Annotated in this window: 14 protein-coding genes; 8 read left to right on the top strand and 6 right to left on the bottom strand. The window is 56.7% G+C overall.

Annotated features, from left to right (window positions below; genetic code table 11):
* Positions 1-30: 30 nt before the first annotated feature.
* From DXA66_RS10690 to DXA66_RS10675, 4 genes are all read right to left on the bottom strand, one after another.
* Positions 31-870, bottom strand: coding sequence for a transporter substrate-binding domain-containing protein (locus DXA66_RS10690; RefSeq protein ID WP_118528813.1), 840 nt, complete (start codon positions 868-870; stop codon positions 31-33).
* A 231-nt stretch (positions 871-1,101) separates the two neighbouring features.
* A complete protein-coding gene (locus tag DXA66_RS10685) occupies positions 1,102-2,136 on the bottom strand; it encodes a hypothetical protein (protein WP_118528811.1) in 1,035 nt (344 codons plus the stop codon).
* Positions 2,137-2,212: 76 nt separating this feature from the next.
* Entirely contained in the window at positions 2,213-3,754 is a 1,542-nt protein-coding gene (gene cls / locus DXA66_RS10680; protein ID WP_118528809.1) for a cardiolipin synthase, read from the bottom strand.
* A gap of 133 nt (positions 3,755-3,887) precedes the next feature.
* Positions 3,888-4,730 (bottom strand): DegV family protein, encoded by an 843-nt coding sequence (locus tag DXA66_RS10675; RefSeq protein WP_118528807.1) that lies wholly within the window; start codon positions 4,728-4,730, stop codon positions 3,888-3,890.
* Between the two features lie 266 nt (positions 4,731-4,996).
* Between DXA66_RS10675 and DXA66_RS10670 the strand changes: the two genes are divergently transcribed.
* Entirely contained in the window at positions 4,997-5,545 is a 549-nt protein-coding gene (locus tag DXA66_RS10670) for a DUF1836 domain-containing protein (protein WP_005938962.1), read from the top strand.
* Positions 5,546-5,609: 64 nt separating this feature from the next.
* On the opposite strand, the gene prfB is transcribed toward DXA66_RS10670, so the two are convergent.
* Entirely contained in the window at positions 5,610-6,731 is a 1,122-nt protein-coding gene (gene prfB, locus DXA66_RS10665) for a peptide chain release factor 2 (protein WP_097775423.1), read from the bottom strand.
* 216 nt (positions 6,732-6,947) lie between these two features.
* Between prfB and DXA66_RS10660 the strand changes: the two genes are divergently transcribed.
* Together DXA66_RS10660 and DXA66_RS10655 are read left to right on the top strand one after the other, a co-directional pair.
* Entirely contained in the window at positions 6,948-7,922 is a 975-nt protein-coding gene (locus DXA66_RS10660) for an RING finger protein (protein ID WP_118528805.1), read from the top strand.
* Between the two features lie 80 nt (positions 7,923-8,002).
* A complete protein-coding gene (locus DXA66_RS10655) occupies positions 8,003-8,878 on the top strand; it encodes a UTP--glucose-1-phosphate uridylyltransferase (RefSeq protein ID WP_097775452.1) in 876 nt (291 codons plus the stop codon).
* Positions 8,879-8,935: 57 nt separating this feature from the next.
* Here DXA66_RS10655 and DXA66_RS10650 read toward each other — a convergent pair whose 3' ends face one another.
* Entirely contained in the window at positions 8,936-10,132 is a 1,197-nt protein-coding gene (locus DXA66_RS10650; protein WP_118528803.1) for a cation:proton antiporter, read from the bottom strand.
* Positions 10,133-10,461: 329 nt separating this feature from the next.
* Here DXA66_RS10650 and rpsF point away from each other — a divergent pair, with 329 nt between their 5' ends.
* The 5 genes from rpsF to DXA66_RS10625 all read left to right on the top strand — a co-directional run bounded on the left by rpsF (position 10,462) and on the right by DXA66_RS10625 (position 13,797).
* Complete coding sequence (gene rpsF / locus DXA66_RS10645; RefSeq protein ID WP_005938979.1) at positions 10,462-10,746, top strand: 30S ribosomal protein S6; 285 nt, start codon at positions 10,462-10,464, stop codon at positions 10,744-10,746.
* 30 nt (positions 10,747-10,776) lie between these two features.
* Positions 10,777-11,259: a single-stranded DNA-binding protein gene (locus DXA66_RS10640; RefSeq protein ID WP_118528801.1), complete on the top strand. Its 483-nt coding sequence runs from the start codon at positions 10,777-10,779 to the stop codon at positions 11,257-11,259.
* Between the two features lie 46 nt (positions 11,260-11,305).
* Positions 11,306-11,563, top strand: a complete 258-nt coding sequence (gene rpsR, locus DXA66_RS10635) for a 30S ribosomal protein S18 (protein ID WP_015538096.1) — start codon at positions 11,306-11,308, stop codon at positions 11,561-11,563.
* A 155-nt stretch (positions 11,564-11,718) separates the two neighbouring features.
* Entirely contained in the window at positions 11,719-12,435 is a 717-nt protein-coding gene (locus DXA66_RS10630; protein ID WP_118528799.1) for a hypothetical protein, read from the top strand.
* Between the two features lie 354 nt (positions 12,436-12,789).
* A complete protein-coding gene (locus DXA66_RS10625) occupies positions 12,790-13,797 on the top strand; it encodes a LacI family DNA-binding transcriptional regulator (RefSeq protein ID WP_118528797.1) in 1,008 nt (335 codons plus the stop codon).
* Positions 13,798-13,829: the final 32 nt, after the last annotated feature.

Genomic DNA, 13,829 nt, shown 5'->3' with positions numbered 1-13,829 from the left:
ACGGAAGGAGTAATTACATTCTTATAGAACTCAGTCGGCCAGAGCCAGATCGTACTTGTCGGCCAGAGCCTGCATGGTGCCGTCAGCCTTCAGCTCATCAAAGGCGGCATCCACAGCTGCGGCGGCATCGCTGCCCTTGCGGAAGGCCACGCCGTACTCTTCAGCGTTCAGCTCGTCCACGATCTTCAGGCTTGCATAGTCGGTGCCCTCACCGATCATGGCGTTGGCCAGAGTCAGATCCAGCACAGCGGCATCAGCAGTGCCTGCGGCAACTTCCATCAGGCAGTCGGTCTGCACGCTCTTGGAGACGTAATCGGCCTGTGCAAGGTTCTCGTCGCCCTCAATGGCGGCTTCACCGGCAGAACCAGCCTCGGCAACCACGGTCTTGCCCACCAGATCCGCAGTGGAGCTGTAGTCGGTGCCGTCCCTCACGACCACGACCTGTGCGTTCTTGGCGTAGGCCTTGGTGGTGGCGGTGTTGGCCATGATGTCATCGGTCAGGGTCATACCGTTCCAGATGCAGTCGATGCTCTTGGCATCCAGCTCCACCACCTTGGTATCCCAGTTGATTTCCACGAACTCCGGCTCGATTCCCAGCTTTTCGCACACGGCAGTTGCCAGCTCGGTATCAAAACCGGTAAAGTTGCCGTCGGCATCGGTGTAGTTCATCGGCTCATAGACGGTGTAGCCAATGACCATCTTGCCCTTTTCCTTGATGTAGTCCAGATCGCTGGCTGCGGTCTCGGAGGCGGCTGCGCTCCCGGATGCAGAGGCAGAAGATGCCACGGTGGAAGTGGATGCGGCACCGCCGCAGGCGGCAAGGCTCAGTGCCATGGCACCAGCCAGAAAAGCGGACACAAGACGTTTCATAAAAGGTTCCTCCCTTTTTTGTTTCCCAAATGTGTTCCCTCTCGGTTTAGCATTTTATCATGCTAAAGTGTTAAACTGTGACTATAGAATAGCGCGTTTGCAGCCATTTGGCAAGAGGAAATGCAAAAGTTAGTGCAGTTCGTCTTTTTCAAGGCTTTTCTGCGCCAATTCTTTGGTCTGGTTGCACAAAGAAAAGAGGAAAAGCTTTGCGCCTTTCCTCTTTTCTCCGCTTTACTCTTCCGCAAACGCCGCCAGCGCAGCCTTCTGCAGCTCCGTTACCGAGATGGTGCACAGTGCCGCAAGGTCGGCATCCGAACCATCGTCCGGGATGCCTGCGATCTCAGTACGGGTCTTGCCCTTCAGGTAATCGCACCAGCCCTCGCTGTGCTCGTACCATTCCTTATCCAGACTGGATGCCCCGCGCATCCCGTAGCTGTCGCCCAGTTCCACCTTGGTTTTGACCATCTCCGGTGCCGACACCGTACCATCCGCGCCCACGGTAAGGGCAGGCTCTGCCACATCCGCCACTGCACCGGTCACACGGCTGTCAGCATCCAGCGTCAGGGCTGCCACTGTGATGTCCACCTGCGCGGTCACATCGTGGTCATCGTCGGCGGTCAGTTCCTTGGTGTCATTGCGCACTGACACGCCCAGCACAGCGCGGTCGCCGCGGGCCGAGCCGACTGCCTTTGCATTCTCGCAGGCGCGCACCACAGCATCCCGATAGCCGTCCACCGCAATGGTGCAGGTGGAGAGCAGGTCAGCATCCTTCGGCTTACCGTCATCGTCGGTGGCAAGCTTCTTCACCTCATCCGGGGTTTTGCCGGTAAGATAATTGCCAAAGGCATCCGCCTGCTCTGCCCAGCCCTTTTTCAGCGAGGACACCGCCGCCAGCGGGTAATCGTCGCCCTTCTGGCGCTTAGTGCGATCGTCGGTGGGCATCGTCACCTTGCCGGTGCTGTCCCCTGTGACCGAGATCTCCACCTCGTCCAGCATCACATCTGCCACCCTGCCCTCGGCATCCAGCAGAACGGCAGCTGCGATGGTATCGATCTTGCCCGTGCGTTCCTGATCAGACGCTTCGGTCAGGATGCCAAGGCCGGTGCGGTATGCAGTGTTCTGGCCCGCCTGCCCCGTCTGCGACGAACTGCCTCCCATGTTCGTGCTCATGCTGCCGGAGGAACCGGAATCGCTTCGGCTGCAGGCGGTCAGGGCCAGAGCTGCCGCCAGCGTGCAGCCCAGGATCATGCGAGGTATCTTTTTCATTATAATAAAACGCTCCCTTTCCTGCCCCCATCGTAAAGGGGCTTTTGGGCTAGTTTACCCGGAAAGGGAGTTTTTATCACATCAAGGGGCTCAGCAGCCGCAGCACACTGTCCAGCACCGTGCCGGGCAGGCTGATGTGGCATTCCGTCACCTGTATCTCGCGGCACTGCGGCAGCGTGGCCCGTACATCGTCCCGCAGAACTGCCACCTGACTATTCTTTTGCAGCAGTACACCGCACTCAAAGTGCAGGAACAGGCTGCGGTAGTCCATGTTGATGCTGCCCACTACGGCAGTTACATCGTCGCTTACCCAGCACTTGGCATGCAGAAAGCCAGGCGTATATTCGTAAATGCGTACACCTGCCCTCAAAAGCGGCAGATAGTACGACCGGCTCAGCCGGAACACCAGCTTTTTGTCCGGGATGCCCGGCAGCACCAGCCGGATGTCCACCCCGCGCTTGGCCGCGTTTTTCAGTGCGTCCAGCATTTCCTCGCCCACGGCAAGGTAGGGCGTGTAGATATAAACATACCGCTGTGCCTGCGCAAGGATGTTCAGGTACACCGTCTCGGCCATCGGTTCCTCGTCCAGCGGGCTGTCCGCGTAGGGCTGCACGATGCCGTCCGATACCGGCGGCACCAGCGGCATGGGACGAAATGCATCATAATCCGTCTCGCTGGAGCGGAAGGCGTTCCAGAAGTTGAGGAACATCACCGTAAAATTCCACGCGGCATCGCCTTCCACACGCAGGGCTGCATCCTTCCAGTAGCCAAAGCGCTGCTCCGCATTGATATACTCATCTGCCAGATTCACGCCGCCGGTGTAGGCCACCGTACCGTCAATGACTACGATCTTGCGGTGGTCGCGGTGGTTCATCACCAGCGAGAGCAGCGGCACCACCGGGTTGAACGGGATGCAGCGGATGTGCGCCCGCTCCATGCGCACGATGAAATCGGCGGGCAGACCCAGCAGACTGCCAAAATCATCGTAGATCAGGCGCACATCCACGCCCTGCGCAGCCTTGCGGCGCAGGAGCTTTTCAACGCCGTCCCACATGCAGCCGTGGCTCACGATGAAAAATTCCAGAAAGATGCTCTTTTCAGCCTTTTCCAGATCGGCCAGCAGCTGCGGATACATGGCTTCGCCGCAGGCAAAATACTGCGTGCGAGTGTTCTGCCACGCCGGATAGGGACCGTACTTTGCCACATATCGGCTCTGCCCCTGCTCGCGGGCATCCAGACCTTCCAGCACACCCGGCTCCTGTACAAGGTCTTTTTTGTGGGCATCCTCCACCGCCTGCATTTTCAGGCGCAGACGCTTGGCCGGGCGTTTGTTGCCAAAGGCCAGATACAGCGCACCGCCCAGCAGCGGCAGAATGCCGATCAGCGCGATCCAGCCCACCTTGTAGGCGCTGTTCTCATCCTTGCGCACAAGGTACAGGACGATGAGCAGGCTCAGTGCGTTGAGCAGGCCGTTCACCCACACACGGCCCGTGCCGGTGGTGATGGCAAACGCCACCCAGCACAGCCATAGCAGCTGCAATGCCACCAACACAACCGTGATGGTGACGCGGTTCAGAATGCGGCTGAAAAAGCGCACGATCGGTGAACGAAAAAGCATGGGCCTGCCCTCCATTCCCATTTATAATATGTGTAAGTATAGCGCGGTTTTACAACTTTTTCAAGTTTTGCATTGTTCAAAAAAAGCAAGCCAGACCCACAGGCCCGGCTTGCTTGCAATATCAAAAACTCTTTTACTCTGTTTCTCCGTCCTCAAAGCCCACCATCAGCCCGCCCAGCTCAGCATAGTAGCTGCACAGGCCGCCGCACTCGGTCACATCCACCTGCGCCCCTGCAAACACCGCGTGGATCATCAGCTTCAGGCGCTTGGCCGCTTCCGGGTTATCACAGTGGGCAATATGCACTTTGCCATCGGTAAAGCCGTGATCCTTCAATTCCAGCACGATGCGCTCCAGTGCACCGTGCTCGCCGCGGGTCTTGCACAGTACCTCCAGCTCGCCGCTCTCACTGGCCTGACCAATGACCCGGATGCCCAGCATCCGTGCCACAGCGGCAACAGCAGGCTTCACACGGCCATTGCGGGCCAGATTGGCCAGCGATTCCAACGAAAACAGCAGATGTGTGTGCTTGTGGTAAGCCAGGATCGCCTCGCAGATCTCGTCAAACTCCATCCCGATCCGGACGAGATCCCGCAGACGCTCTGCCAGCAGACGCAGCTCCGGCCCGGCGGACAGGCTGTCCAGAACAAAAACACGGGCCTCCGGGTGCGTTTCCTTGTATTCTTCCGCTGCCAGCAGTGCAGCATTGTAGCTGCCGGACAGTGTGCCCGTGATGGTGGCAACAAAGATCTGCTCCGCACCCTCATAAGCAGCCAGCCAGTCTGCCACATTGGGGCAGGAGGTGCTGGTCTTGCCCTTGTAAGTACGCAGAGACCGGGCCATGTCCACAGCATCCAGAGTACCGTCATCCAGATATTCCTGTTCATCCGTGACGATCTTCAACGGCACACAGGCAAAATCCACGCCCGGCAGGGCATACAGGCTGGACGAAGAATCCACAACGATCTTGGTTTTCATAAAATGCACGCTCCAAATCTATTTTGTGATAGCAGGTCATTTTTTTATTTTCCGTGCCTTACACGCACTTCCGCCTGCATGGTTTTCGGTTCACTGCAGACATCATAGCAGTTTTTCAAAAACCTGTCAAGGGATTTTATGCATTCTTTCAAAAGTTTTAAAAATCCGTTGACCAGAGAACCGATTTGCGCTATAATACCGCCAGAAAACCATTTTCTGTATCCCGCGCAGCCCAGCTGCGCCAACCTTAGAAAACTGCTTACGATATGAAAACTGAAACCAAATGCCGCGTTGCGGCCTGCGCCGCCGGGTTTGCCCTGCCCCGGTACGCCGATCTCCCGCAGATGGGGCTTTATCTTGACCAGACCGTGCAGTACGTCAACAGCTATTTCCGCACCTTCTGCGGCGTGGAGCTCACCTCTTCCATGGTAAGCAACTACGTTAAAAAGGGCATTTTGTCCCACCCGGTGCGCAAGAAGTACGCCCGCGATCAGATCGCATCCCTGATGTACATTGCAGTCTCCAAAACGGTGCTCTCAATGGAAAACATCGATGCCCTGTTTAAAATGCAGCGGGCGCACTGTTCCGCCGGGGCAGCTTACGACTACTTCTGCGACGAGATGGAGAACTGCCTGCCGTTTGTATTCGGCTGCACCAGGGAGATCCGCGACCTTGCCGTGGATGCCGCAGATGAAAAGCTGCTTCTCCGCAGCACGATCCTTGCAGCGGCAAACAAAATGTACTTGGACTGCTGCTTCAACGCCCTGCGGCAGGAGGAAAATCTCTGGGATACCATTCTGCCCGATCTGGCGTAAGAACACAAAAAAGGCCGTGCCTCCATAAAAGGAAGCACGGCCTTTGCATTTTATACGTTCAAGATCAGGTATCCTGCAGCTCCCCGCGGCTTGCAGCCTTGAGGTATGCGAAGATGAAACCGTCCAGATCGCCGTCCATCACGGCATCCACATTGCCGGTCTCGTAGTTGGTGCGGTGATCCTTGACCATGGTGTAGGGCATGAACACATAGCTGCGGATCTGGTGACCCCATGCGATCTCGTTCTGCACGCCCTTGATGTCGTCGATCTTATCCATATGCTGCTGCTTTGCGATCTGATACAGCTTTGCCTTCAGCATTTCCATGGCGTAGTCACGGTTCTGGAACTGGCTGCGCTGGGTCTGGCAGCTGACCACGACGCCGGTGGGCTTGTGGATCAGACGCACAGCGGAAGAGGTCTTGTTGATGTGCTGGCCGCCTGCACCGGAGGAACGGTACACCTGCATCTCAATGTCCTCGGGGCGGATATCCACCTGAATGGTGTTATCCAGCTCAGGCATCACTTCCAGCGAAGCAAAGCTGGTCTGGCGGCGGGCGTTGGCGTCAAAGGGCGACACGCGCACCAGACGGTGCACACCGTTCTCGCTCTTGAGCAGGCCGTAGGCGTTGGCACCCTTCACCATCATGGAGGCGCTCTTCATGCCGGCTTCATCACCGTCCTGATAATCCAGAACCTCCACGGTCATGCCGTGGTTGGAAGCCCACTTGTTGTACATGCGGTACAGCATTTCGGCCCAGTCCTGTGCCTCGGTGCCGCCGGTACCGGCATGGAAGGTCAGGATGGCGTTGCTGTGGTCGTACTCACCGTTCAGCATGGTCATCAGCTGCAGCTCGTCCACAGCCTTGCCCACAGCGTTCACAGACTCCTCTGCTTCGGGGATCATGGCGGGGTCGTATTCTTCATCCAGCATTTCCAGCATGGTCTCGGCATCATCGTACAGGCCCTGCAGCTTTTCAAAGCGGCTCAGCTTGCCCTTCAGGTCGCCCACTTCGTCAAAGACCTTCTTGCTCAGGTCTGCATCATCATAAAAGCCGGGGCGGCTCATGGTGTGCTCCAGCTCCTGCACGCGCTTGCGGGAGGCATCAATGGCAAGAGCTTCTTCCAAGTCCTTGACCGCCTTGCCGTAATCGGCAAGCTGCACCTTCAGTTCGTCAATCGTGATCATTCTCTAAATCCCTCTCGAAATGATAAATAAGGTAAAGTCCTTTGTACTTGCCAAAAGACACAGTTTATACACAGATACTTCATTAGTATACCGAGAATCTATGCTAAAGTAAAGGGGTAAATGGATTATCCTGCTGGAATTTTGAAGATTTTCACCTTTTCTTTTCTCTTTCAGGGGAGTATAATACCAGTATGAACCATACAACAGGAGGAAATCATGCCGAAATATTATGGCTGTCCCTGCGAAGGCTGCGGCAGACCGCTGGCGCTGACCGATGATATCGTGGTCTGCCCGGACTGCGGCGCACCCTATCACCGCGAGTGCTACGAAAAGCTTGGCCGCTGCATCCACACCCCCGCCCATGGCGCGGGCTATGAATGGACGTTCCCGTACAAAGACGATGCTCTGCGCACCTGCCCCAGCTGCGGTGAGCGCACCCTGCGCACCGAAGAGCGCTGCCGCTGCTGTGGTGCCGTTCTTCCGCCAGAGAGCCAGTGCCCGGAGCCGCCCACCCAGAGCCAGCCCGGCACCGACGCAGACGGACGCTTTGATTACAACGACCTTTACCGCCAGTATCAGCAGACGGTGGAGGAACCCACCCGCCGCAACGTGCAGGCGGCCTTTGGCAAGGAAGAGCTGATCGACGGCATCCCATACAGCGACTGGAACGATTATATTGGCAAGGCCGCGCCCGTCTACCTGAACGATTACAGCCGGATGCAGCTGCAGCACACCAAAATTTCCATGTGCTTCTCGGCGCTGGTGTTCGGCCCGTTCTATTTCTTCTACCGCAAGGCGTGGAAGCCGGCCTTTGGTTTTCTGGCCGCAGAGCTGGTGGTGGCCCTGCCCACCCTGCTGAGCATGATGCAGGCCACCGGCAGTCCGCTCACCGCGGGCATCAGCAGCACTGCCATCGTCGTGCTTTCCCGCATTATGACGGTGTTCAGCTTTGCACTGGTGATGCTGCGCACCCTGTACGCCAAGTGGCTGTACCGCAAAAGCGCAGCCGAGCGTATCCGCCGCATCCGCGCCGAGTTCCCGGACGCTGCCCAGCGCCGTGCGGTCCTGTCTGCGCAGGGCGGCGTGAGCATCGCCGGTGTGATCGGTGCCTTTGTACTGCTGATGGTGCTGGGTGCCTGTGCTACCGTGCTGATGGGTCCCAACCTGGATGCACTGGCCGGCATGATCTGAAAACGCATTGGGGTCCTGCGGCGGTCGGCCTGCACGGCCGGTGTCGCAGGCATTGAAATAGTAAGGAGAAACGAATCATGATGAAGAAAGTCACCAAAGCCGTCATCCCTGCTGCTGGTCTTGGCACCCGCGTGCTGCCCGCCACCAAAGCTATGCCCAAGGGCATGCTGCCCATCGTGGACAAGCCCGCCATCCAGTATCTGGTGGAAGAGGCCGTCCGCTCTGGCATCACCGATATCCTCATCATTCTGGGCCGCAACCAGAGTATCATCGAGGATCACTTCGACCGCAGCCCCGAGCTGGAAGAAAAGCTGGCAAAGCCCGGCAAGGAAAAGGCTCTGGAAGAGTGCCTTGGCATCGCCAACATGGCAAACATCCTCTTTGTGCGCCAGAAGCAAACGCTGGGTCTGGGCCATGCTGTGAACACCGCCAAGGCCTTCACCGGTGATGATCCCTTTGTTGTCATCTACGGCGATGACGTGATCTGGGGCGAGGACCCGGTCTGTGCCCAGCTGATCCGCGCCTATGAGGAGTTCGGCCGCCCGGCGGCAGGCGTTTCCGCAGTGCCATGGGAAGATGTGAGCCGGTACTGCAGCCTGAAGACCACCCCCATCCACGACAACTATTTCTTTGTGGACGACATGATCGAGAAGCCCAAGAAGGGACAGGAGTTCAGCAACTACTCCATTCTGGGACGCGTGCTGCTGACCCCGGAGATCTACGAGATCCTTGCCCACACCAAGCCCGGCGCAGGCGGCGAGATCCAGCTGACCGATGCCATGGCCGAGTATGCCCGCACCCGCGGCGGCATGACCGCCGTTGAGTTTACCGGCAAGCACTACGACATGGGCAACAAGCTCAAGGTGGTAGAGGCGCAGGTGGAGCTGGCCCTGCAGCATCCGGAGATCGGCGAAGAATTCCGCGCTTACCTGAAGGAGTTCTGCAAGACGCTGTAACTTATCCTGAAAATAAAAGATCCTCCGGCAGACCTGTCGGAGGATCTTTTTTATTGTTTACCCATTTACCTGACTGGGGTGCTTCTGCGGCGGCATCTTGGTAAAGAGCGCCTTCAGCACCAGCGGAGTTGCCACGCTGGACACCACGATCAGCAGGATTACAGCGGTAAAGTAGACCGAATCCACCACGCCGACATCCAGGCCCTTCTGGGCCACGATCAGTGCCACCTCGCCGCGGGTCATCATGCCAACGCCGATCTTGAGGGAGTCGCCCCAGTTGAAGCGGCAGATCTTGGCCGCAAGGCCGCAGCCGATGATCTTGGTAATGAGTGCTACAATGACGAAGCAGACACAGAACAGGAAGATTTCCGGCGTCAGGCCGCTGATGTCGGTCTTCAAGCCGATGGATGCAAAGAAGATGGGCGCAAAAATGATATAATTGCTGATATCCACGCGGCGCTCCACGTAGGAGGCATCGTCCATGGTGCACAGCACGATGCCTGCAATGTATGCGCCCGTGATATCGGCAATGCCAAAGTATTCCTCGGCGATGTAGGCCATGGCAAAGCAGAACGCCATGCTCACGATGGTGATGCGCTGGGTGTGGGGATTGCGCTTGTCCAGCCATGTCATAGCAAAGTGAGCCACAACACCCACGCCCACAGCAGTGGCAAAGAACAGTGCCGTATTGATGAGCACCTTGCCCAGACCCGTGCCGGTGCCGGAGCTTGCGCCCAGCACGCAGGTCAGCACCACAATGCCGATGACATCATCGATGACGGCGGCACTGACGATGGTGGTGCCGAGAAAGCTCTTCAGGTGGCCCATCTCCTGCAGGGTTGCCACCGTAATGGACACGCTGGTGGCGGTCATGATGGTGCCGATGAACAGGGCACGGTAGAACTCAGGGCTGCCCACGGCAGAGAAGCCGTAGAACGCACTGTACAGCAGGGTGCCGCCCACCAGCGGAACGGCTACGCCCACGCAGGCGATCAGGGTGGCGATGGGGCCAGCTTTGATCAGTTCCTTCAGATTGGTGCCAAGGCCCGTGGTGAACATCAGCATGACCACGCCGATCTCCGCAAAGGTGGAGATGGCGTCACTGGTCTGCACGAGGTTCAGGATGCACGGACCGATGATCAAACCGGCAAGGATCTCACCCACCACCTGCGGGGCCTTGCACTTGCGGGCCACCAGGCCAAAGAACTTTGCGCTGAGGATGATGATTGCCAGGTTACGGAAAACCGAATACACAAAGAATCCTTCCTTTTCTATAAAATTCCCAGAACCATATATACATTCCTTTCGAAGACGGATAACAAAGAGCAGAGAGACGGCCGATCCCCGGCTGCTTTGCCGTTCATCCATTGAAAGCGACTATATTATATTCCTCTTTCACAAAAAAATCAAAATATTTTTTATTATATCTTTTTTCGGAAAAAGCTTGACAGAATCCACACAGCTTGCTATAATAAATTGCTGTCTGAACAGACACGCCGCACACAAGACGCGATGCCGCGTTTTGTGTGTACCCTTGGTCCTGTGATTGCAGGATCCTTAAGTCCAAAAGGAGGTGCTACAAAATGGCAAAGTACGAAACCATGCTGATTACCAGCGCCGCTCTCGACGAGGAGGCTACCGCCGCTCTGGTTGGTAAGTTCAAGTCCCTGATCGAGGCTAACGGTACGATCGATTCCATCGACGAGTGGGGCAAGCGCCGTCTGGCCTACCCCATCAACGACGAGGAGGAAGGCGTTTACACCGTGATCGACTTCACCAGCGAGCCCAGCTTCCCTGCTGAGCTGGACCGTGTGTACAAGATCACTGAAGGCGTTATGCGCAGCCTGATCATTGCTCACGAGGAGTAATCCTTCTGTGACAGAAAGGGAGACCGTAAAATGTTGAATGTTGTTGCCATCATGGGCCGTCTTGTGGCGGATCCCGAACTGCGCACCACCCCGCAGGGTACCAATGTGTGCAGCTTCCGCATTGCCTGTGACCGCAATTTTGCGCGTCAGGGCGAGCAGCGTCAGGCCGATTTTATCGATATCGTTGCATGGCGTCAGCAGGCCGAGTTTGTTTGCAAGTATTTCCAGAAGGGCAGTCTGATCGCCATTGAAGGCAGTCTTCAGACCCGCCAGTATCAGGATAAGAACGGCAACAACCGCACCGCTGTGGAAGTGGTAGCCAACAATATCAACTTTGCAGGCTCCAAAAACAGCAATGCAGGCGGCGGAGCAAATTATCAGAACAATTCTGCTCCCGCCTACCAGAATGCAGCGCCTGCCCGCCCGGCCGCTGTGGAGGCAGCTCCCAGCTACTCTGCCGGCAGTGCAGACGACTTCGCCGTCATCGACGACAGCGACGACCTGCCGTTCTGACACGAAACGGTCAATCCGTTAAAAATCCAATAGGAGGTAATAAGCAATGGCTTTTGAAAGAACCGAAGGCTCTCGCCCCGCACGCCCCATGCGTCGCGGCCGCAAGAAGGTTTGCAGCTTCTGTGTCGATCGTATCGACACCATCGATTACAAGGACGTGCCCCGTCTGCGTAAGTACGTCTCTGAGCGTGCAAAGATCATTCCCCGCCGTGTGACCGGCACCTGCGCTTATCATCAGCGCGCACTGACCATCGCCATCAAGCGTGCTCGTCACGTTGCTCTGATGCCCTACGTCAGCGACTAATCAAAATAATCAAACCCGATCAGAATAATCAGCAATCAGCAAAGCGCTCTCACCGATGACAAGGTGGAAGCGCTTTTTTGTCTTTTCCTTCCGGCCCGGATGTGCTATACTGAGTTCAGGAGGCGTTTTATTATTTTTTGAGGAGGTTTTTTGTCATGAAAAAACGGTATCTTAGACTTGCAGCGCTGACGGCCGCTGTGCTACTGGCCGCACAGACCGGTCTTTCCGCTGCTGCGCTTTCTACCTTTGATGCAGCATACTACGCTGCACAGTATCCGGATGTTGCGGCCGTATGCGGCAATGACGAAGATGCGCTGCTGCGTCATTATCTGGACCACGGCATTGACGAAGGCCGCAAGCCTTCTGCGGACGGCATTGCCGGTGATGACGAGCTTTCTTTGACCGAAGCGCAGTTTTCTTCCGTCTGGTCGCCGGTGGCCATCAACAAGCTGGCCCACTACAAGTCTCTCAAGCGCAAATGCACCGATGAGGAGTTTGCGCAGGCATATCAGGAAGCGCTGAAGGTGGTCACACCGCTGGCGCTCATGAGCCGGGAAGACCAGCTTTACGGCATTGCCTCTGCCCTGCGTGCGGTGGTGGATGATGGCTCCATGGCTTACTCTATGGAAGCCAACCATTACAACGACCCCTACGGTTATTTTGTACTGCGCACAGCATCCTGTGCCGGGTGTGCCCGGGCCACCGCTCTGTGTCTGGACATTCTGGGCATCCCCTATGAGCATGTGAACGAGAACCAGTACAGCCACCAGTGGTGCCGCGTGCCCATGGAGGACGGCAGCTACTGGATCTGCGATGCGTTTGGCCTGTACTGCGGCCCGGAACCCGAACCCTATCAGCACCCGTATTTTTGAAAAAGCGGATAAACCATTTCAAAACCATGCAATGCCCGGCAGGCTGTGTTATCTGCCGGGCATTGCTTTTTTCTTTCTCCTTTTATAAAACCACTGCTCTATGTTGAAAAGTTACAAATTGGTACGGTTTTACCGGTTGTTTCTGATTTGTACCGGGAATTTGCGGAACTGTCGGCATATTTTGATTTGTACGCAATTCAATCTGCACAAAAACAGCTCAAGATGCTGTGCAATTTTCACGAAAACACTTTTAGGTTATTGATTTTTTATACAAATTATGCCATACTATAGCCACTGAAAACGTTCCCGACAACGTTCCCGAATCTATTACCGAAAGTGAGGTGCTCCGACAAAATGCCGAATCTGACCATTAAGGACATTGCCCGGATCAGCGGCTGCTCGGTAAGCACCATTTCTCGTGTCATCAACGACCGGCCCGATGTCCGGCCCGAGACCAAGGAACATGTACTTAAGGTAATGCGGGAGGCCGGGTTCGTGCCCAACACCAATGCACGGCAGCTGAAGATCCAGCAGTCCCGCAGTCTGGTGTTTGTGGTCAAAGGCACCCGCAATCTCTTCTTCTCGGACTTCTTAGTCCAGCTGCAGCGGGCCGCTACCCTGTATGGCTACAATGGCATCGTTTCCTATCTGGATGAAAACGCCAACGAGATCGATGCCGCCGAAAAGATCCTGCGGGAGATCAAGCCCAAAGGCATGATTTTTCTGGGCGGCAGCGTAGCCAACTTCAAAAAAGGCTTTGCCAATATCACAGTCCCCTCGGTGCTGACCACACTGGTCTCCGACGAGCTGGACTTTCCCAATCTTTCCATGGTGGGCGTGGATGACCGCGCCGCAGCCTACGCTGCTGTGGACTACCTTATCCAGCAGGGGCACCGCAAGATCGCAGTGCTGGGCGGTCCTGTCACCAGCTATCCCAGCGTGATGCGCCGCGAGGGTGCACAGCAGGCGATGCGGGACGCAGGCATCCTGTTCAGCGACAAGCTGTATGGCCTTTCCAACTACGATTTTGAGTCTGCCTATCACGCCGTGAACAGCCTGCTGGCCCGCCGGGCCGACTTCACCGCCCTGTTCGCCATGAGCGATGTGATCGCCTTAGGTGCCATCCGTGCGCTGGTGAGCGCCGGGCTGCGGGTGCCGGAGGATGTTTCGGTGATCGGCTTTGACGGCATCACGATGTCCCGTTACTGTGTGCCTGTTCTGACTACCGTTGTGCAGCCCAGCGAGCAGATCTCACTGCAGAGCATTGAGCTGCTGGTGCGGCAGATCGAGCACGGTGCCCCGGCCCAGACCATCACCTTGCAGCCGGAGCTGCAGCAGGGTGAGAGCGTGAGGAGCATCTAAACTTTGTATTCCCTCCGTCAGGGGACGGAGAT

The sequence above is a fragment of the Faecalibacterium sp. OF03-6AC genome, from assembly GCF_003478175.1.
Classification (GTDB): Bacteria; Bacillota; Clostridia; order Oscillospirales; family Ruminococcaceae; genus Faecalibacterium; species Faecalibacterium taiwanense.
The sequence above is the reverse complement of the archived record's forward strand: the minus strand, read 5'-3'. Positions and strand labels throughout refer to the sequence as shown.